Here is a 17,558-nt window from a genome sequence, read left to right as displayed (position 1 = left end):
GCAAGGTGATCGGCTCGGGCCGGGGAGGGGCGTGGCCGGCATAAAGCGCGCAGCGGGACGGTTGGAGCGCCACCCCACGGGCAGGCGCTCACCCTGCGCCGGCGAACGAAGGTGTGGATGGCGAACGGGGAAGGTGGGTTGGAAACCCACCCTATGGGGGACGGCCGGCCCGTGCGGTGCCTGCAGTGTTCGTGCGAGTGGAAACGGCTCCGCGGGCCGAACCAGGGCAGAGAGTGGTATCCTCGTAGGGCGGGGTTTTACCCCACCTTCCCGGCCTTCACGCGTATCGACGGCATGGAAGAAAAGTCGCTTCTCGCAAGACGCCATGAGCGAAACGCTCGTGCTCTTCCCCCGCCCGGTACGCGCCAAAGGCGCAGGGCGAGCGCCGGCCCGTCCCGCGGGCTGGCGCTCTGTTGCCATTTGCGTGGAGCTGGGAGCAGGGAAGTGGCTGCAAGATAAAGCGCACGGCGGCCAGCGTTGGGGCGCCACCCCACGAGCCGGCGCTCGCCCCGCGCCTTCAAGCGTGGTGCGCGGCGGCGGTGGGGTGGAACCCCACCCTACGGGGCGAGGAGGCGCGGGGCGCTCCCCGGCCCCAACTCACCCGCTGGTATGGCGGCCGACCCGTTCTTCCTACCGAGGCCATAGCGCCCGGAAGGGGAAACCCGCCCCCTCAGTGCGGCCGAAAATGCTGGTCGAGGCGGCTCAGGATGTCCTGCCGGATCTCCGGGCGCTCGATCAGCAGCTCGTGCTTCGCGCCGGGGCAGATGACGAGCTCCGCGCCCGGCCAGCGCTCGACGCGGCGGGCGATGTCGGCGGGGTCGACGATGGCTTCCAGCTCCCCGATGAATGTCAGGCAGGGGACCTTCGGCGCCGGCGCCATCTGGATGCGGCGCATCTCGCGCAGCGACTCGTTGAGCCAGTGCAGGGACGGCCCGCCCAGTGCGAGATCGGGGTGCGCGACGACCTGGCGGGTCAGGCGCTCGTAGCTCGGCAAGTGCGTCGTCAGCGTGTTCTCCTCGGCCGCAACGCGCAGCACGTAGGCCTTCGCTTGCTGCGTCGGCGCCAGAAGGGCGGAGAGGCCGAACGGCCGGGCGAGGCTCGACAGGCCCCATGCCACCGGGCGCATGGCGGCGGAGAGCTTTATGCCCCACATCGGCGCGGTGAAGGCGGCGGCGGCGATGTCCCGCCCCTCCTCCAGCGCGCGGAAGCCGATGCCGCCGCCCATCGAATGCCCCAGCAGGTAATGCGGCCGGGGCAGGCCGATCTCGTCGGCATGGGCGATCATCGCCGCCACGTCGAGCTGGTAGTCGGACATGCGCTTGACGTGGCCGAGCGCCCGGTTCGGCAGCAGCCGCTCGGCGATGCCCTGTCCGCGCCAGTCGACCACGATGACCGACAGGCCCATCCGCACGAGATCGCCCACGAGGGGCCCGTATTTCTCGATGTACTCGGTCCGCCCCGGCATCATCAGGACGGTGCCGCGCTCACCCTCCGCCCGCCAGGAGGCGACGCGGATCTGCACGCCGTCGGAGGTCGTCAGCCAGTGGCAGGACACCCCCTCGGGGGCATCGGCCACGTCCGCGTAGAACGGGGCCTTCATCGGTGCCGCGTCAAGCAAGGAGGCTGGACAGCTTCATCGCCATCCCCATGTCACCGTCAACGGCGAGCTTGCCGGACATGAAGGCGGCGGTCGGGTTCTCGTCACCGGAGACGATGGCGTCGAAGGTCTCGGCCGAGGCGGTCAGCGTCACGTCGGCATCGCCATCGGCTTCGCGGGCGCCGGCCTCGTCGACGATGATGGTCCCCTCGTCCTCGATGACGAACTTGGCGGTGCCGTCGAGGCCCTCGCCGCCCATCTTCTCGTTCAAGGCGGCCACGGCCTTGGTCACAACGTCGCTCATGCTCTCTTCCCTTCCATCATCTTTGTGAAGGACCCGTCCTTGTTTCGGACGAGTCCCAGCTTACACTCCGATGATATGGAAGCGTGCCTCACTCCGATCAAACGTATCGCTGCGTCGCTCGCGCTCGCAGTCGGGTTTTCCTTACCGGCCCCCTCCTTCGCCGATCAGGTGGACGATCTCCTCGCCGCCCTGCGCGAGGCACCCCACGGGCAGGAAGGGCGGATCCTGGAGGAGCTGGTGACCGAATGGTCCAAGTCCGGCTCCCCCACGATCGACCTGCTGCTGCAGCGCGGCCGCGACGCCCTCTCCGCCGGCGAGCCGGAGCGCGCGGTGGAGCATTTCACCGCCGCCATCGACTGGGACCCGGACTTCGCCGAGGCCTACCATGCCCGGGCGGAGGCCTTCTACTACCTCGGCCATGTCGGCCCGGCGCTTGCGGACCTTCAGGTCGCCCTGTCGATCAATCCCGACCAGTTCATCGCCATGCGCGGCTTCGCCGTCATCCTGGAGGAGCTGGATCGCCCGGAGGAGGCGCTCGAGGTCTATCGCGTTGTGCTGGAGTATTATCCGGGCGATGCTGAGTCCGAGCAGTCGATCGACCGGCTGGAGCAGATGCTGGGCGGCCAGAGCCTTTGACAAGTCCGGCGCCCCGGCCGGGGCGGAGCGGAGCGAGCACATCCCAATGAACGCGCCGAACAACAGGCAGGGCCGCATCGCCGCCGTGCTGGGCCCCACCAACACGGGCAAGACGCATTACGCCATCGAGCGGATGCTCGCCCATCGCAGCGGCATTATCGGCCTGCCGCTGCGCCTCCTCGCCCGCGAGGTCTATGACCGCATCGTCGCCCTCCGCGGCCCCTCCGTCGTCGCGCTGGTGACGGGGGAGGAGCGGATCGTGCCGCCGCGCGTGCAGTACTGGGTCTGCACGGTGGAGGCGATGCCCGAGGGTATGGGCGCCGATTTCCTCGCCGTCGACGAGATCCAGCTCTGCGCCGATCCCGAGCGCGGCCATGTCTTCACCGACCGGCTGCTGAACGCGCGCGGCCGGAACGAGACGCTCTTCCTCGGCTCCGCCACCATGCGCTCGGCCGTCTCCGCGCTGGTACCGGGCATCGAGATCATGGGGCGCGAGCGCTTCTCGACGCTGACCTACACAGGGGTCAAGAAGCTCTCCCGCATGCCCGAGCGCAGCGCCATCGTCGGCTTCTCGGTCGACAATGTCTATGCCATCGCCGAGCTGCTGCGCCGGGTGCGGGGCGGGGCGGCCGTCGTGATGGGCGCCCTCTCACCGCGGACGCGCAACGCGCAGGTGGAGATGTACCAGAACGGCGACGTCGATTACCTCGTCGCCACCGATGCCATCGGCATGGGGCTCAACCTCGACATCAACCACGTCGCCTTCTCCGGCCTCACCAAGTTCGACGGGCACCGCATGCGGCCCCTTGCCGCGGACGAGCTGGCGCAGATCGCCGGCCGCGCCGGGCGCCACCAGCGGCCCGGCACCTTCGGCACCACGGGCGAGGCGCAGCCGCTGGAGCCCGAGGTGGTGGAGGCCATCGAGGAGCACCGCTTCTCCCCCGTCCGCCGGCTGATGTGGCGCAATGCCAACCTGGAGTTCGGCTCGCCCACCCGCCTCATCCGCCGGCTGGAGGAGCGCACGGAGAATCCCTGGCTCTCCCGGGTCCGCGAATCCGACGACCTCGCCGCGCTCAAGGCGCTGTCGGGCGAGGCGGAGGTCACGGCGCGCGCCACCGACGGCCCCTCGGTGCGGCTTTTGTGGGATGTCTGCCGGGTGCCGGACTTCCGAGGCATCTCCCGCGGGGAACATGCGACGCTGCTCGCGCGTATCTTCAACGATCTGCACGAGTACGGGCATGTCTCCACCTCGTGGGTCGCCGAACAGGTGCACCGGATCGACCGGACGGAGGGTGACATCGACACATTGTCGAAACGCCTCGCCTACATCCGGACATGGACATACGTGGCCCAGCGGGCCGGGTGGCTCGAGGACGAAGGCCATTGGCGGGGGGAGACCCGCGCGGTAGAAGACCGATTGTCGGATGCGTTGCACAGCGCCCTGACGCTTGCATTTGTCGACCGGCGGACGAGCGTGCTCGCCCGGCGGCTGAAAGAGAAGGAGAGCCTCGTGGCCGAGGTGACGGAAAGCGGTGAAGTGACGGTCGAGGGCGAGTTCGTCGGCCGGTTGGAGGGGTTCCGCTTCCGGGCTGACAAGGCCGGCAGCCCCGATGAGCAGAAGACGATCGCCCGCGCCGCGCGCGAGGCGCTGGCGCCGCTGTTCAACCTGCGGGCGGATCGCTTCTACAACGCGCCCGATGGCGAGATCGACGTGACCGAGCAGGGCGGCCTCATGTGGGGCGACGCCGCGGTCGGACGTCTCGCCAAGGGTCCCGAAGCGCTGCGGCCCGAGGTCGTCCCCTTCGTCGATGACGAGGCTGGCCCGGATGTCGCCGCCAAGGTGCAGCGCCGACTGCAGCACTTCATCGACCGCCGCATCGCCGCCGCCTTCGAGCCGCTGGTGGCGCTGCAGAAGGACGAGGCGCTCTCCGGCCTCGCCAAGGGCTTCGCATATCGGCTGGTGGAGGCCTTCGGTGTCATTCCGCGCGCCAAGGTGGCCGACGACGTCAAGTCGCTCGATCAGGATGCCCGCGGCGCCCTGCGCAAGCATGGCGTGCGCTTCGGCCAGTACACGATCTTCATGCCGCTGCTCCTCAAGCCGGCGCCGACGCGCCTGCGGCTGGTGCTGTGGTCGCTCTGGAACGGGCTCGACGACTTCCCCTCCTCGCCGCCGCCGGGCCTCGTTACCATCCCCGCGCAGCAGGGGCCGGAGGGGCAGGATGCCATGCAGGGCTACCGCCGCGCCGGCGAGCGGGCGATCCGCATCGACATGGCCGAGCGCCTCGCCGACATGCTGCGCGACAAGGACAGCCGCAGCGGCTTCGAGGCCAACCCCGACATGCTCTCGATCACCGGCCTGACGCTGGAGCAGTTCGCCGGCCTCATGGAGGGCCTCGGCTACAAGGCCGAGAAGGGCGAGCGCCCCAAGCAGAAGCCCGAGCCGACGCCGGCCTCCGAGGCTGACGCTGCCCCCGAGCAGCCCCCCGCCGAAGCGGCGGAGGAGCCGGCACCCGGCGCCGAGGGCGCTGCGGAGACGCAAGCGACGCCCGATGCCGCCGAGGCGCCCGCGGCCGATCCCGGCGCCGAGGGCGCGTCGGAGGTGGAGGCGACGCCGGATGCGGCAGGCGAGGTGGCCCCGCAAGGGGGCGAAGAGCCGGCGCCCGGAGCGCCCGCCGCCGAAGGCGAGGCCGAGCCGGAAATCGAGACCTTCTACACCTTCACCTGGGGTGGCCGGCGCCAGACCGGCGGCGGCAAGCCCCGCCGCGAGGGCGGCGGTGGCCGTCCGCGGGGCGAGCCAGGCAAGGGCGGCCCCAAGCGTGGCAAGAAGGGCAAGCCGGAGGATCGCGGCCCCAAGACCGCCTCCGCTCGCCCACCCAAGCGCGAGCAGAAGATCGACCCCGACAACCCCTTCGCCGCGGCCCTCTCGGGCTTCAAGCCGAAGTGACGGCGGCTCCCTCCGCGGGGCGCTCTTGAGCGGCGGGCGGGAGACGATCCGCCTCGACAAGTGGCTCTGGCAGGCCCGCTTCTTCAAGACGCGGGGCCTCGCCGCCTCGCTTGCCGCCGCCGGCAAGTGCCGCGTCAACGGCCAGCGCACGGACAAGCCCGCCCGCGCCATCGGCGCCGGCGACGTCCTGACCTTTCCGCAGGCCGGCAACATCCGTGTCGTCCGCGTCCTCGCCTGCGGCGAGCGCCGCGGCCCGGCGAGCGAGGCGGCGGCGCTCTACGAGGATCTGGGGGAGACGGGGCCGGAGGGCGGCAAGACCTCCGCTTGAATGATCCGGCAGCCCGGACTAAGTGGGGCCGGAGCGGAAGACAGGCACAACCAAGAGACGGGCAGCGAGCGATATGACCTACATCGTCAACGACAATTGCATCGCCTGCAAATACACCGACTGCGTGGAGGTGTGCCCCGTCGACTGCTTCTACGAGGGCGAGAACATGCTCGTCATCCACCCCGACGAGTGCATCGACTGCGGCGTCTGCGAGCCGGAATGCCCCGCCGATGCCATCCGCCCGGACACCGAGCCGGACATGGAGAAGTGGGTGGAGTTCAACCGCAAGTACTCCGAGATGTGGCCCGTCATCGTCACCAAGAAGGATCCGCTGCCCGGCGCCGAGGAGATGGACGGCAAGCAGGGCAAGATGGAGCTCTTCTCCGAGGCGGCCGGCGAGGGCGGCTGATTCGCGCCCCCGTGCCGTAGCCTGCGGCGCCTGTTTCTGCCGCACGATCAATCGCTTCCGCGATGCGACTTCCAGACGTGCCTGTTTTGTGGTAGGGTCTGCAAAATGCTGCCGAATAGCTGACATCGCCCAAGAGGCCGCCCAACCCGACGGAACCCGTGGTTTCCGCCGGGTTTCGTCCGTCCGGGTGGGTGAGGCGTGGGTCGGCCGGAAAGGACACCATGAGCAAGACCAAGAAAAACGAGTTTCGTCCCAATGACTTCGTCGTCTACCCGGCGCACGGCGTGGGCAAGATCGTCTCGATCGAGGAGCAGGAGGTCGCGGGCTTCAAGCTGGAGCTCTTCGTGATCTCCTTCGAGAAGGACAAGATGACCCTCCGCGTGCCGACGCAGAAGGCCACCGAGGCCGGGCTGCGCGCGCTCTCCTCTCCCGACGTCGTCGCCCACGCGATGAAGACGCTCAAGGGCAAGGCCAAGGTGAAGAAGGCCATGTGGTCGCGCCGGGCGCAGGAATACGAGCAGAAGATCAATTCCGGTGACCTCATTGCCATCGCCGAGGTGGTTCGCGACCTGCACCGGGCGGACGACCAGCGCGAGCAGAGCTATTCCGAGCGTCAGCTCTACGAGGCGGCGCTGGAGCGGCTGACGCGAGAGATCGCTGCCGCCCTCGGCAATGACGAGACGCAGGCCGCCCGCGAGATCGACGAAGTGCTGGTCGGCCGCGCCGCCTGAGCACCCCGCCCCTCTTCAGGACAACAAGGAAGCCGCGGATCTGCCGCGGCTTTTTTGCGTCTGAGGCCTCTCTGCCAGCGCCGGCCAGCCCGGCGTCGCGCTCCGCTCAGAGCGCGCGCCAGCCGATGTCGGAGCGGTAGAAGCCCTCCGGCCAGTCGATCTGCCCGACCAGCTCATAGGCGGTATCACGTGCCTCCTGCAGGCTCGCGCCCCGCGCGGTCACGGCCAGCACCCGACCGCCGGCGGCGAGGATGCGCCCCCCTTCCGCGCGTGTGCCGGCGTGGAACGTATAGGCGCGGGAGGTCTCGGGCAGGGCGGCGAGGCCGCGGATCTCGCTGCCCTTGTCATAGCTGCCCGGGTAGCCCTTCGTCGCCATCACCACCGTCAGCGCGTGATCGTCGGCCCAGCTCGGCGCCACCTCCGCCAGACGTCCCTCGGCGGCGGCCTGGATCAGGTCCAGCGTCTGGGCGCCGAGGCGCATCATCAGGACCTGCGCCTCCGGGTCGCCAAAGCGGCAGTTGTACTCCACCAGCCGGGCGCGCCCGTTCTCGATCATCAGGCCGGCGTAGAGGACGCCCTGGTAGGGCGTGCCGCGGCGCACCATCTCTGCCATCGTGGGGCGGATGATCTCCGCCAGCACCTGCTCCTGCAGCTCGGGTGTAAGTATCGGCGCGGGGGAATAGGCGCCCATGCCGCCGGTGTTCGGCCCCTCGTCGCCGTCGAAGGCGCGCTTGTGGTCCTGCGCCGTGCCGATGGGCAGCACCTCCTCGCCGTCGACCAGCACGAAGAAGCTCGCCTCCTCGCCGGCCATGAACTCCTCGATCACCACCTCCGCGCCGGCGCCGCCATGGGTGCCGCCGAAGCACTCCTCCAGCGCGGCGAGGGCCGCCTCTTCGTCCATCGCCACGGTCACGCCCTTGCCGGCGGCGAGGCCGTCGGCCTTGATGACGATGGGCGTGCCCTCGCGGCGCACATGCGCCTCCGCCGGCTCCAGCGCGTCGAAGCGCGCCCAGGCGGCGGTGGGGGCGCCGGCGGCGTCGCAGATCGACTTCGTGAAAGCCTTGGAGGCTTCCAGCTCCGCCGCGGCAGCGGACGGTCCGAAAACGGAAAGCCCGGCATTCCGGCAGGCGTCGGCCACGCCCGCGGCCAGCGGCGCCTCGGGGCCGATGATGACCAGATCCACCGCATTCTCCACCGCGAAGCCGGTCACCGCGTCACCGTCGAGAATGTCGAGCGCGGGGCATTCCGCAATTGCGGCGATGCCCGCATTGCCGGGGGCGCAGATCAGGCGGTCGCACTTGGGGTTCTGCTTCACCGCCCAGGCGAGAGCGTGTTCGCGCCCGCCGGAGCCGAGGATGAGGATGTTCATGGCCGCTCCCTTGCCGTCACCGCTGACTGCTCACGGCGCCGTCTAGAAGGCACGGGAACGTGAGGCAAGAGAATGCCCGACGCGCCGTCAATCACGAAACCCGAACCGCTCCTCGCGTGTTGACCCACCAAACAGCACATGACCCACGAAAGGAGGCAACCATGCCGACGCTCAACGGGAAAACCATCGCTATCCTCGCCACCCACGGCTACGAGCAATCCGAGCTCGAGGAGCCGCTGAAGCAACTGCGCGCCGCGGGCGCGGAAGTCCACGTCGTCTCGCCTGAGGAGGGTGAGATCAAGGGCTGGGACAAGACCGACTGGGGCAATCCCGTGAAGGTCGACCGCAAGCTCTCTGACGTCTCCGCGTCCGACTACAACGCGCTCGTCCTGCCGGGCGGCCAGATCAACCCCGACGTCCTGCGTGTCGATGAAAACGCGTTGGCCTTCGTCAAGACGTTCTGGGAGGCCAAGAAGCCCATTGGCGCGATCTGCCACGCCCCGTGGCTCCTGATCGAGACGGGCATCGTGAAGGGCCGTCACGTGACGTCCTTCAAGTCGATCAAGACCGACGTGATCAACGCCGGCGGGCTCTGGGAAGACAGCGAGGTCGTCTGCGACCAGGCGCTCGTCACCTCCCGCAACCCCGGTGACCTCGACGCATTCTGCGCGAAGATGATCGAGGAGATTGCCGAGGGCAAGCACGAGAAGCGCGCCGCGTAAGGCGCGCGAGTACGAGCGAGAGTCTTCCCTCAGTCCTGTTAGGCTCTTGCACGGGCGGTCCCTTCTCGGGGCCGCCCGTTTTCGTTTGCAGGCGCCCCGGCGGCGGGCGAAAAGGGGCGCATGGAGCTGTTCGAAGACGAAGGGCCGGGCCCCGGCAACGCCCACGATTACTCGGTGGGAGAGATCACCGGAGCCGTGAAGCGGGTGATCGAGGGTGAGTTCGGCCGCGTGCGCGTGCGCGGCGAGGTCGGCCGCGTCACCCATGCCCGGTCGGGGCATCTCTATTTCGACCTCAAGGATGAGCGGAACACCCTCTCGGCGGTGAGCTGGAAGGGCCAGGTCGCCCGCCTCTCCCACATGCCGGAGGAGGGGATGGAGGTCATCGCCACCGGCAAGGTCACCACCTTCGGCCCGCAGTCGCGCTACCAGCTGACGGTGGAGGATATCGCCCCCGCCGGCGCCGGCGCGCTGATGGCGATGCTGGAGAAGCGGCGCAAGTCGCTGGAGGGGGAGGGCCTCTTCGCGGCGGAGCGCAAGCGCCCGCTGCCCTACCTGCCGCAGGTGATCGGCGTGATCACCTCGCCCACGGGCGCCGTCATACGCGACATCCTCCACCGGCTGGCCGACCGCTTCCCCCGCCACGTGCTCGTCTGGCCCGTGGCGGTGCAGGGGCAGACCTGCGCGCCGGAGGTGGTGCGGGCCATCGAGGGGTTCAACGCGTTGCAGCCGGGCGGGCCGATTCCCCGGCCCGACGTGCTGATCGTCGCCCGCGGCGGCGGCTCGGTGGAGGATCTCTGGGGCTTCAACGAAGAGGCCGTGGTGCGGGCAGCGGCGGCGAGCGGCATCCCGCTGATCTCCGCCGTCGGGCACGAGACCGACATCACGCTGATTGACCACGCCTCCGACCGCCGCGCGCCGACGCCCACCGCCGCCGCCGAGATGGCGGTGCCGGTGCGCGCCGACCTGATGCGCGCGGTGGAGCAGCTGGGCCTGCGCCTCGCCGCCGGCACCGAGGCGGCCGTCACCCGCCGCCGCCAGCGCCTGGCCGACATCGCCCGCGCGCTGCCCCGGCCGGAGGCGCTGCTCGCCACGCCCCGCCAGCGGCTCGACATCGCCGGAGAGCGCCTGCCCGGAGCCCTGACGCGGGTGGTGGACCGCAAGCAGCTCGCCCTCGCCCGCGTGCCCCTCTCCCCCGGCCTGCTGACGCGGGTGCGCGAGGGAGCGGCGGCGCGGCTGGATCGCGTCTCCTCCCGCCTCGCGCCCGGCCTGCAGACGGTCGTCACCGCGCGGCGGCACCGGCTGGAGCGGCTCCGCCTCTCGCCCCAGCCGCTGGAGCGGCAGGTGACGGACGGCCGCGCGCGCCTCGCCCGCGCCGCGGAACGGCTGGAGGGGGCGGAGCGGCGGTTGGCTGAGCGACGGCAAGGCCGGCTGGAGAGCGCGGCGCGGCTGCTCGAGACGCTGAGCTACAAGGCGACGCTGCAGCGGGGCTATGCCGTGGTGCGCGACGGCGAGCGGGTGATCACCACGACCGCCGCTGCGGCGACTGCCGAGCGGCTGGAAATCGAGTTTGCCGATGGCCGCTTCGTGCCCGAGGGCGACGGGGGTGGTTCGGATAGCGGCGGATCAGGCGGCAGCCCCAGGCGCAAGCCGGCGCCGAAGCCGCCGGAGCAGGGAAGCCTGTTCTAGACCCCGTAACCGGGGCAAATCAGCGGCACCTCACTGAGGGAATAGAGCACGTCGCTGCTGCCGGGGCCGCTAAAGCGCGCCTGCAGGCCGCCGTCGGCGGCGAAGGAGAAGCGCCAGCACTGCTCGTCCTCGTAATCGGGATAGTAGAAGCAGATATCCTCGCCCTTCGGATACCACTCCCCCTCGACGCATTCATCGCCAACGAAGGCCCAGAGCACCCGGCGCCCCTCGGTATAGCGCTCCACGCCGTAGGGCTCGGAGCCTAGGGCATAGCCCAGCGTCTTTCCGGTGACGAAGTCCTCGAATTCCTCCGCCGTCAGCGCCTCCTGCGCGGCGGCCGGGGCGGCGAGGAGGGCGAGAAGCGCGAAGGGGGCGAGGTGTCTCATGCGCTCAGACTTGCAGAATTCGCGCCCCCCGGGAAGGGAGGCGCGCGGTCACGTCACGGTGACGGGGGCCGGTGACGGGGGTGCCTCAGCCCCCGGCCGCTCAGGTCAGCAGCCGCGCGATCCAGAGGCCGGCGGTGGCCGAGCCGGCGGTCAGGAGCGTGCCCCACGCGAGATCGGTCATCAGCATCGAGACATGCCAGCGCGACATGACGGCGAAGCTGGTGAACTCGTAGGTGCCATAGGCGAAGAAGCCCATCAGCGCCGCGGTCAGCGCGACGGAGCCGAGGCTGGTCTCGTCGCGCAGCGCCGGCCAGGTGACGATCCAGACGAGGATGGCGACATAGGCGAGGTAGAAGAGCGCGGCGGGAGCGATGCGGATATTCTCCCGCAGCTCCGGCCCCAGATGCCGCTCGAAGAGCGGGCGCATGACGAGCGACAGCATCAGCGCATCGGCGATGAGGAAGATCGCGGCGGTGGCGGCGTAGAGGACGACGGCGGTCATGGGACAAGCTCCTTTGCCTGCCAGACGTGCCGGCGCCGCCGCTGGATCACTTTGCGCGCCCACCACGCGCCCACCCCGCTCGGGCCCCGGCCGCGCTCCCGCCCGCCCACCCCGCGCGCCCGGGCCCGGGCGGGGTGGGCGCGGGCGCCGTCAGTCCTCGCCCCGGTCGGCTGCCGCGGTGACGGCCATGAGGGTGGCGACGAGGCCCGGCGCGTCCACCTGTGCGTCGAGGGAGGCATGCTCCTCCCGCCAGATGGGCAGCGCCTCGCCGAGGAGCATGCGGCCCTCCTGCGTCAGCCGCAGGCGGCGGGCGCGGCGGTCGCTATCGTCGGGCTCCACGGCGAGGAGGCCGCGCCGCTCCAGCGGCTTGAGGGCCGCTGTGAGGGTCGTGCGGTCCATCGCCAGCAGGTTGGCGACATCGCCCATGCGGGGCGGCTCGGGGCGGTTGAGCGCCATCAGCAGCGAGAACTGCCCGTTGGTCAGCCCCAGCGGCCGGAAGGCGAGGTCGAAGCGCCGGGCGAGGGCCCGGGCGGCGCGCTGGGCATGCAGGCAGAGGCAGCGGTCGCGAACCTCCAGCGTGTCGGCGTGATCGGGAGGGCGGGGGTTAGCCATCCGGTCTACATGTTAATATCAACGCAAGTCGTCAACGGGGCGCGGCATATGACGGTCCGTCGCAGGCGCGGCGGGCGGCGCGCCCCTTTTCCGCCGCCGCGCAAGAAGGCGTTGAAAAGTCCGGAATTTGTCCCGCCGAGGGTTCGGCTTGTGAAACCCCTCCAAGGCTCTATCCTCCGCGCCAACTTGGATGCCGCAATGGGGAGGCGCCGCATGAAAATCGGGGCACCGAAGGAAACGCACGAGGGCGAGGCGCGGGTTGCGATGACGCCCGCCTCCGCGAAGGACCTCGCGAAACTCGGCCACGCGCCGCTGATCGAAGCGGGGGCGGGGCTGAAGGCCGGCTTCACCGACGAGGCGTACCGCGAGGCTGGTGCCGAGGTGCTGCCGGGCGCTGAGGAGGTCTTCGCGGCCGCCGACGTCGTCGTGAAGGTGCGCCCGCCGGTGGAGGCGGAGGTCGACCGCCTTCGCGAGGGGCAGACGCTGATCTCGATGATCTACCCGGCGCAGAACGGCGAGCTGATGGAGCGCGCCAGGGAGAAGGGCGCCACCATCGTCGCGATGGACATGGTCCCCCGCATCTCCCGCGCGCAGAAGATGGACGCGCTCTCCTCCATGGCCAATATCGCCGGCTACCGCGCCGTGATCGAGGCGGGCAGCAACTTCGGGCGCTTCTTCACCGGGCAGGTCACCGCCGCCGGCAAGGTGCCGCCCGCCAAGGTGCTGGTCGTCGGCGCCGGTGTCGCCGGCCTTGCCGCCATCGGCACGGCGACCTCGCTCGGCGCCATCACCTATGCCTTCGACGTGCGCCCCGAGGTGGCCGAGCAGATCGAGAGCATGGGCGCCGAGTTCGTCTACCTCGATTTCGAGGAAGCCTCGCAGGACGGCGCCGCCACCGGAGGCTACGCCGCGCCCTCGTCGCCTGAATTCCGCGAGGCGCAGCTGAAGAAATTCCGCGAGCTGGCGCCGGACATGGACATCGTCATCACCACCGCGTTGATCCCCGGTCGGGATGCGCCCGTGCTCTGGACGAAGGACATGGTGGAGGCGATGAAGCCCGGCTCCGTCATCGTCGACCTTGCCGCCGAGCGGGGCGGCAATTGCGAGCTGACGGTGGCCGATCAGAAGATCACGACCGAGAACGGCGTCACCATCGTCGGCTACACCGACTTCCCCAGCCGCATGGCGGCGCAGAGCTCCACGCTCTACGCCACCAACATCCGCCACATGCTGACGGACCTGACGCCCGGGAAAGACGGCGCGCTCAACCACAACATGGAGGATGACGTGATCCGCGGCGCCACGGTGGTGCGCGAGCGCGAGATCACCTATCCGCCGCCGCCCCCCAAGGTGCCCGCCATCGCGGCGCGCCCGAAGGAGAAGGTGAAGGAGCCGACGCCCGAGGAGAAGCGTGCGAAGGAGCTGGCCACCTTCAAGCAGCAGACCAAGACGCAGATCACCGTGCTCGCCGTCGGCGCGCTGGTGATGCTGATCATCGGCGCCTTCGCGCCGGCGAGCTTCATGGCGCATTTCATCGTCTTCGCACTCGCCTGCTTCGTGGGCTTCCAGGTGATCTGGAACGTCTCCCACGCGCTGCACACGCCGCTGATGGCGGTGACGAACGCCATCTCGGGCATCGTCATCCTCGGCGCGCTCCTGCAGATCGGATCCGGAAACTGGATCGTCGTCATCCTCGCCTTCGTTTCGGTGCTGATCGCCTCGATCAACATCGTGGGCGGGTTCCTCGTCACCCGGCGCATGCTCGCCATGTTCCAGAAGTCCTGAGGAGCCGCACCCATGAGCATCGGTTTCGTTTCGGCCTGCTACCTCATCGCAGCCATCCTCTTCATCCTGTCGCTCGGCGGCCTCTCCGGTCAGGAGAGTGCCAAGCGCGCCATCTGGTACGGCATCGCCGGCATGGCGGTGGCGGTCTTCGCCACCATCTTCGCGCCGGGGGTCTACAACGTCCTCCTCATTCTCGTGGCCATCGCGGCGGGCGCCTATGCCGGCTACGTCGTCGCCGGCCGGGTGCAGATGACGGAGATGCCGCAGCTCGTCGCTGCTCTGCACTCCTTCGTCGGCCTCGCGGCGGTCTTCATCGGCCTCTCGGCCGACATCATGCTGACGCGGGTGGAGAACCTGCAGCTGTCGGGCGCCGACCTCGACGTGCTTATCCTGGGCCGCGACATCACCGCCTTCGGCGCTGCGCTCTGGCTGAAGGACGCGGCGGAGCTGAACATCTTCCGCGTCGAGGTGGCGCTGGGGATCTTCATCGGCGCCGTCACCTTCACCGGCTCCGTCGTCGCGTTCGGCAAGCTGGCCGGGCGGGTTGACGGCAAGCCGTCGAAGCTGCCGGGCGGGCACATGCTCAACCTGGCGGCGGCGGTGCTCTGCCTCGTCCTGCTGATTATGTTCGTCGCCGGCGCCGGCATCTGGACGATGCTGCTCATGGCGCTGCTCGCCGGCTTCATCGGCTGGCATCTGATCATGGGGATCGGCGGGGCGGACATGCCCGTCGTCGTCTCGATGCTGAACAGCTATTCCGGCTGGGCGGCGGCGGCGATCGGCTTCACGCTGGGCAATGACCTCCTGATCGTGACGGGGGCGCTCGTCGGCTCCTCCGGGGCGATCCTGAGCTACATCATGTGCAAGGCGATGAACCGCAAGTTCGTCTCCGTCATCCTCGGCGGCTTCGGCGGCACCTCCGGCCCCGCGCAGGCGGTGGAAGGGGAGATGGTGGCGACGGATGCCGATGCCGTGGCCTCGCTGCTGGAGGACGCCGACAGCGTCATCATCATCCCGGGCTACGGCATGGCCGTGGCGCAGGCCCAGCAGCCGGTGGCGGAGCTGACGCGCCGCCTGCGCGCCAAGGGCAAGAAGGTGCGCTTCGCCATTCACCCCGTCGCGGGCCGTCTGCCGGGGCACATGAACGTGCTGCTGGCAGAGGCGAAGGTGCCCTACGACATCGTCATGGAGATGGACGAGATCAACGACGACTTCCCCTCGACGGACGTCGCCATCGTCATCGGCTCCAATGACATCGTGAACCCGGCCGCGCAGGACGACCCCAACTCCCCCATCGCCGGCATGCCGGTGCTGGAGGTCTGGAAGGCGAAGGACGTCATCGTCTCCAAGCGCGGGCAGGGGACGGGCTACTCGGGGATCGAGAACCCGCTCTTCTACAAGGACAATACGCGGATGCTCTACGGCGACGCGAAGAAGAGCGTCGAAGAGCTGCTGACGAAGATCAGCTAGGCGTTCGCGGCGGGGCGGCTTAGGGCTGCCCCGCCGGCTTCATGAGGCGGCCTCAGTCGTCGTCATCATCATCATCGTCATCATCATCGTCATCATCATCGTCGTCGTCATCATCCTCCGGGAGGTCGATGATGTCCGTCGCCTCGGCGCGGCCGCTGCAGCCGGCGCTGGCGCCCTGGGGGCGGTCGAACCTGTCCGGCAGCCGGGTCGAGGCATCGACGCAGGCCACGGCGAGCTGCGACCGGGTCAGCCCGGAGGCGAGGTGCAGATCGGCGCCGCGCAGATCGGCATGGTCGAGGTTGGCGCGGGCGAGCCGGGCATGGGCCAGCTCGGCAGCGCGGAGATCGGCATCCTTGAGGTCGGCGCCCATGAGATCGGTCGACTCCAGGTCGGCCCCGGCCAGCACTGCCTCTTCCAGTTCGGCGCCGGTCAGGTCGGAGCCCTCCAGATCCGCCCCGGTCAGGTCGAGCCCCTTCAGATCAGCCCCGGCCAGCGCGCGCTCTTCCAGCCGGGGGCGCACGAGCCCCAGCACGCCGAGTTCGGCGAGGAAGGAGATCGCCCGCCCGGCGCGCTCGCCCTCCAGCAGGTGCAGGATCACATCCGTCTGCGCCCGCGCCACCGCGGCGCCGGCGACATCGAGGCCCTCCGGCCGGGCAAGGGCGAGCGTGCTGATCCTCTCGACGTAGCTGAGCAGCGCCTCCTCGGCGGCGCGATCCTGCTCACTGCGAAACTGCGCGGTGGTGAGAAGGACGGTGGCGAGCGCCACCATGCTGGGCACGGCAAGGAGGCTGATCCAGTCCCACATCGTCCGGCCGGACAGGCCCATCCAGGCGGGGCGGAGGATCAGCCAGGTGACGGTGAGGAGAGCGACGGCGGTGGCGGCGAGGGCGATCCAGAGCATGACAGATGCTGGACCGGGCAGGGCCGCCGGATCAAGGGTTTGGGGTGGGGAGTGCGACGGATGCGGCCTTGGCGCGTTACGGTGTCCGGTCCGGCAGCAGAGGAGGGGCGACCGGCAGGTGGGTTATAAACCCACCCTACGCCGGTGCGGCGGTCGTGTGGCCTCACCACGGCCCGCAGGCGGGCGAGGTGAGGGAAGGCCGGATGGTGGGTTACCAACCCACCCTACGTAGGGTGGGTTTTCAACCCACCTTGCGTTCCCCCTAGCCGCCGGCGCCTCCTCAGACCCCCTCGCCCACGAACGCCTTCTCGACCACGAACTGCTGCGGGTCGGAGTTGGCGCCCTCGGTCAGGCCCGCCTTCTCCAGCAGCGCCTTCAGGTCGACGTTGAACGCGAGGCTCCCGCAGATCATCGCACGGTCCGTCTCCGGGTTCAGGGGCGGCACGCCGAGGTCGTCGAAGAGCTCGCCGTTCTCGATCAGCGTCGTGATCCGGCCCATCTTGGCGCTCTCTTCGCGCGTCGTCGTCGGGTAGTAGCGCAGCTTGTCGAGGCCGTCGCCGAGCAGCTCCTGCATCAGCTCGTCGCTCTTGAGGCCCTCGATCATCTCGCGGCCATAGGTCAGCTCGTCCACGCCGCGGCAGGTGTGGGTGACGATGACCTCCTCGAAGCGCTCGTAGGTGTCCGGGTCCCGCAGGAGCGAGGCGAAGGGGGCGAAGCCCGTGCCCGTCGAGAAGAGGTAGAGCCGCTTGCCGGGCAGCAGCGCGTCATGCACCAGCGTGCCCACGGGCTTCGGCCGCAGGATCACCTGGTCGCCCGGCTGGATGTGCTGGAGCTTGGAGGTCAGCGGACCGTCCTGCACTTTGATCGAATAGAACTCCAGCTCCTCGTCCCAGGAGGGCGAGGCGATGGAATAGGCGCGCAGCAGGGGTTTGCCGTTGTCGCCGAGCAGGCCGATCATCACGAACTCGCCCGAGCGGAAGCGCAGGGAGGCCGGCCTCGTCACGCGGAAGGCGAAGAGACGGTCGGTGTAATGGCGCACAGAGGTGACGGTCTGCGCATCGGGCAGGGCCATCTTGGCGGCGGGGGCTGGCTGGCTGGCGGCGGTCTGGTCGGTCATGGCTCTCTCGGCTCGCGCCCCGAATGGGCGCCTGTTGGCGGGTTTCCTTGGGGTGTGGC

17 protein-coding genes are annotated in these 17,558 nt (G+C 69.7%); 9 read left to right on the top strand and 8 right to left on the bottom strand.

The genetic code is table 11. The features are described from left to right. Positions 1-670: 670 nt before the first annotated feature. Together GY170_RS13245 and GY170_RS13240 are read right to left on the bottom strand one after the other, a co-directional pair. A complete protein-coding gene (locus GY170_RS13245; RefSeq protein WP_163894412.1) occupies positions 671-1,600 on the bottom strand; it encodes an alpha/beta fold hydrolase in 930 nt (309 codons plus the stop codon). 10 nt (positions 1,601-1,610) lie between these two features. Further along, positions 1,611-1,901, bottom strand: a complete 291-nt coding sequence (locus tag GY170_RS13240; RefSeq protein WP_163894410.1) for an SCP2 sterol-binding domain-containing protein — start codon at positions 1,899-1,901, stop codon at positions 1,611-1,613. 168 nt (positions 1,902-2,069) lie between these two features. On the opposite strand from GY170_RS13240, the gene GY170_RS13235 reads away from it, so the two are divergent. The 5 genes from GY170_RS13235 to GY170_RS13215 all read left to right on the top strand — a co-directional run bounded on the left by GY170_RS13235 (position 2,070) and on the right by GY170_RS13215 (position 6,949). After that, positions 2,070-2,537, top strand: a complete 468-nt coding sequence (locus GY170_RS13235; RefSeq protein ID WP_163894408.1) for a tetratricopeptide repeat protein — start codon at positions 2,070-2,072, stop codon at positions 2,535-2,537. A 46-nt stretch (positions 2,538-2,583) separates the two neighbouring features. Continuing rightward, a complete protein-coding gene (locus tag GY170_RS13230) occupies positions 2,584-5,481 on the top strand; it encodes a helicase-related protein (RefSeq protein ID WP_163894407.1) in 2,898 nt (965 codons plus the stop codon). A gap of 25 nt (positions 5,482-5,506) precedes the next feature. Next, positions 5,507-5,809, top strand: a complete 303-nt coding sequence (locus GY170_RS13225) for an RNA-binding S4 domain-containing protein (RefSeq protein WP_163894405.1) — start codon at positions 5,507-5,509, stop codon at positions 5,807-5,809. Positions 5,810-5,882: 73 nt separating this feature from the next. Further along, positions 5,883-6,218, top strand: coding sequence for a ferredoxin FdxA (gene fdxA / locus GY170_RS13220; RefSeq protein ID WP_163894403.1), 336 nt, complete (start codon positions 5,883-5,885; stop codon positions 6,216-6,218). Positions 6,219-6,439: 221 nt separating this feature from the next. After that, entirely contained in the window at positions 6,440-6,949 is a 510-nt protein-coding gene (locus GY170_RS13215) for a CarD family transcriptional regulator (protein WP_163894401.1), read from the top strand. Positions 6,950-7,055: 106 nt separating this feature from the next. Here the strand turns inward: GY170_RS13215 and purD are convergent, their stop codons facing one another. Next, complete coding sequence (gene purD / locus GY170_RS13210) at positions 7,056-8,318, bottom strand: phosphoribosylamine--glycine ligase (RefSeq protein ID WP_163894399.1); 1,263 nt, start codon at positions 8,316-8,318, stop codon at positions 7,056-7,058. A 161-nt stretch (positions 8,319-8,479) separates the two neighbouring features. Between purD and GY170_RS13205 the strand changes: the two genes are divergently transcribed. Together GY170_RS13205 and xseA are read left to right on the top strand one after the other, a co-directional pair. Next, a complete protein-coding gene (locus GY170_RS13205) occupies positions 8,480-9,040 on the top strand; it encodes a type 1 glutamine amidotransferase domain-containing protein (protein WP_163894397.1) in 561 nt (186 codons plus the stop codon). Positions 9,041-9,160: 120 nt separating this feature from the next. Next, positions 9,161-10,726, top strand: a complete 1,566-nt coding sequence (gene xseA, locus GY170_RS13200) for an exodeoxyribonuclease VII large subunit (protein WP_163894394.1) — start codon at positions 9,161-9,163, stop codon at positions 10,724-10,726. Here the strand turns inward: xseA and GY170_RS13195 are convergent. The 3 genes from GY170_RS13195 to GY170_RS13185 form a co-directional block, all read right to left on the bottom strand. After that, positions 10,723-11,112 carry a hypothetical protein gene (locus tag GY170_RS13195; protein WP_163894392.1) on the bottom strand — a complete coding sequence of 130 codons (390 nt, stop codon included), beginning with the start codon at positions 11,110-11,112 and terminating at the stop codon, positions 10,723-10,725. The genes xseA and GY170_RS13195 overlap by 4 nt on opposite strands. Before the next feature lie 100 nt (positions 11,113-11,212). Further along, positions 11,213-11,614, bottom strand: coding sequence for a DUF2177 family protein (locus tag GY170_RS13190; RefSeq protein ID WP_163894390.1), 402 nt, complete (start codon positions 11,612-11,614; stop codon positions 11,213-11,215). A gap of 150 nt (positions 11,615-11,764) precedes the next feature. Then, complete coding sequence (locus GY170_RS13185) at positions 11,765-12,226, bottom strand: MarR family winged helix-turn-helix transcriptional regulator (RefSeq protein ID WP_163894388.1); 462 nt, start codon at positions 12,224-12,226, stop codon at positions 11,765-11,767. A gap of 213 nt (positions 12,227-12,439) precedes the next feature. On the opposite strand from GY170_RS13185, the gene GY170_RS13180 reads away from it, so the two are divergent. Continuing rightward, complete coding sequence (locus tag GY170_RS13180) at positions 12,440-14,011, top strand: Re/Si-specific NAD(P)(+) transhydrogenase subunit alpha (RefSeq protein ID WP_163894386.1); 1,572 nt, start codon at positions 12,440-12,442, stop codon at positions 14,009-14,011. A 12-nt stretch (positions 14,012-14,023) separates the two neighbouring features. Further along, positions 14,024-15,481 carry an NAD(P)(+) transhydrogenase (Re/Si-specific) subunit beta gene (locus GY170_RS13175; RefSeq protein WP_163894384.1) on the top strand — a complete coding sequence of 486 codons (1,458 nt, stop codon included), beginning with the start codon at positions 14,024-14,026 and terminating at the stop codon, positions 15,479-15,481. A 52-nt stretch (positions 15,482-15,533) separates the two neighbouring features. Here the strand turns inward: GY170_RS13175 and GY170_RS13170 are convergent, their stop codons facing one another. Together GY170_RS13170 and GY170_RS13165 are read right to left on the bottom strand one after the other, a co-directional pair. Continuing rightward, positions 15,534-16,382 (bottom strand): pentapeptide repeat-containing protein, encoded by an 849-nt coding sequence (locus GY170_RS13170; RefSeq protein WP_163894382.1) that lies wholly within the window; start codon positions 16,380-16,382, stop codon positions 15,534-15,536. 280 nt (positions 16,383-16,662) lie between these two features. Further along, positions 16,663-17,499 (bottom strand): ferredoxin--NADP reductase, encoded by an 837-nt coding sequence (locus tag GY170_RS13165; RefSeq protein ID WP_163894380.1) that lies wholly within the window; start codon positions 17,497-17,499, stop codon positions 16,663-16,665. Positions 17,500-17,558: the final 59 nt, after the last annotated feature.

It is taken from the genome of Pseudoroseicyclus tamaricis (assembly GCF_012070395.1).
Lineage (GTDB): Bacteria > Pseudomonadota > Alphaproteobacteria > Rhodobacterales > Rhodobacteraceae > Pseudoroseicyclus_A > Pseudoroseicyclus_A tamaricis.
Note: the sequence above shows the minus strand (reverse complement) of the source record. Positions and strands in the feature narration are given on the sequence as shown.

Coding starts and splice junctions, on each gene's coding strand:
- GY170_RS13190 (WP_163894390.1), bottom strand. CDS start 11,614: ATGACCGCCGTCGTCCTCTACGCCGCCACCGCCGCGATCTTCCTCATC.
- GY170_RS13185 (WP_163894388.1), bottom strand. CDS start 12,226: ATGGCTAACCCCCGCCCTCCCGATCACGCCGACACGCTGGAGGTTCGC.
- purD (WP_163894399.1), bottom strand. CDS start 8,318: ATGAACATCCTCATCCTCGGCTCCGGCGGGCGCGAACACGCTCTCGCC.
- GY170_RS13205 (WP_163894397.1), top strand. CDS start 8,480: ATGCCGACGCTCAACGGGAAAACCATCGCTATCCTCGCCACCCACGGC.
- GY170_RS13230 (WP_163894407.1), top strand. CDS start 2,584: ATGAACGCGCCGAACAACAGGCAGGGCCGCATCGCCGCCGTGCTGGGC.
- GY170_RS13245 (WP_163894412.1), bottom strand. CDS start 1,600: ATGAAGGCCCCGTTCTACGCGGACGTGGCCGATGCCCCCGAGGGGGTG.
- GY170_RS13240 (WP_163894410.1), bottom strand. CDS start 1,901: ATGAGCGACGTTGTGACCAAGGCCGTGGCCGCCTTGAACGAGAAGATG.
- GY170_RS13165 (WP_163894380.1), bottom strand. CDS start 17,499: ATGACCGACCAGACCGCCGCCAGCCAGCCAGCCCCCGCCGCCAAGATG.
- GY170_RS13195 (WP_163894392.1), bottom strand. CDS start 11,112: ATGAGACACCTCGCCCCCTTCGCGCTTCTCGCCCTCCTCGCCGCCCCG.
- GY170_RS13170 (WP_163894382.1), bottom strand. CDS start 16,382: ATGCTCTGGATCGCCCTCGCCGCCACCGCCGTCGCTCTCCTCACCGTC.
- GY170_RS13180 (WP_163894386.1), top strand. CDS start 12,440: ATGAAAATCGGGGCACCGAAGGAAACGCACGAGGGCGAGGCGCGGGTT.
- GY170_RS13215 (WP_163894401.1), top strand. CDS start 6,440: ATGAGCAAGACCAAGAAAAACGAGTTTCGTCCCAATGACTTCGTCGTC.
- xseA (WP_163894394.1), top strand. CDS start 9,161: ATGGAGCTGTTCGAAGACGAAGGGCCGGGCCCCGGCAACGCCCACGAT.
- fdxA (WP_163894403.1), top strand. CDS start 5,883: ATGACCTACATCGTCAACGACAATTGCATCGCCTGCAAATACACCGAC.
- GY170_RS13175 (WP_163894384.1), top strand. CDS start 14,024: ATGAGCATCGGTTTCGTTTCGGCCTGCTACCTCATCGCAGCCATCCTC.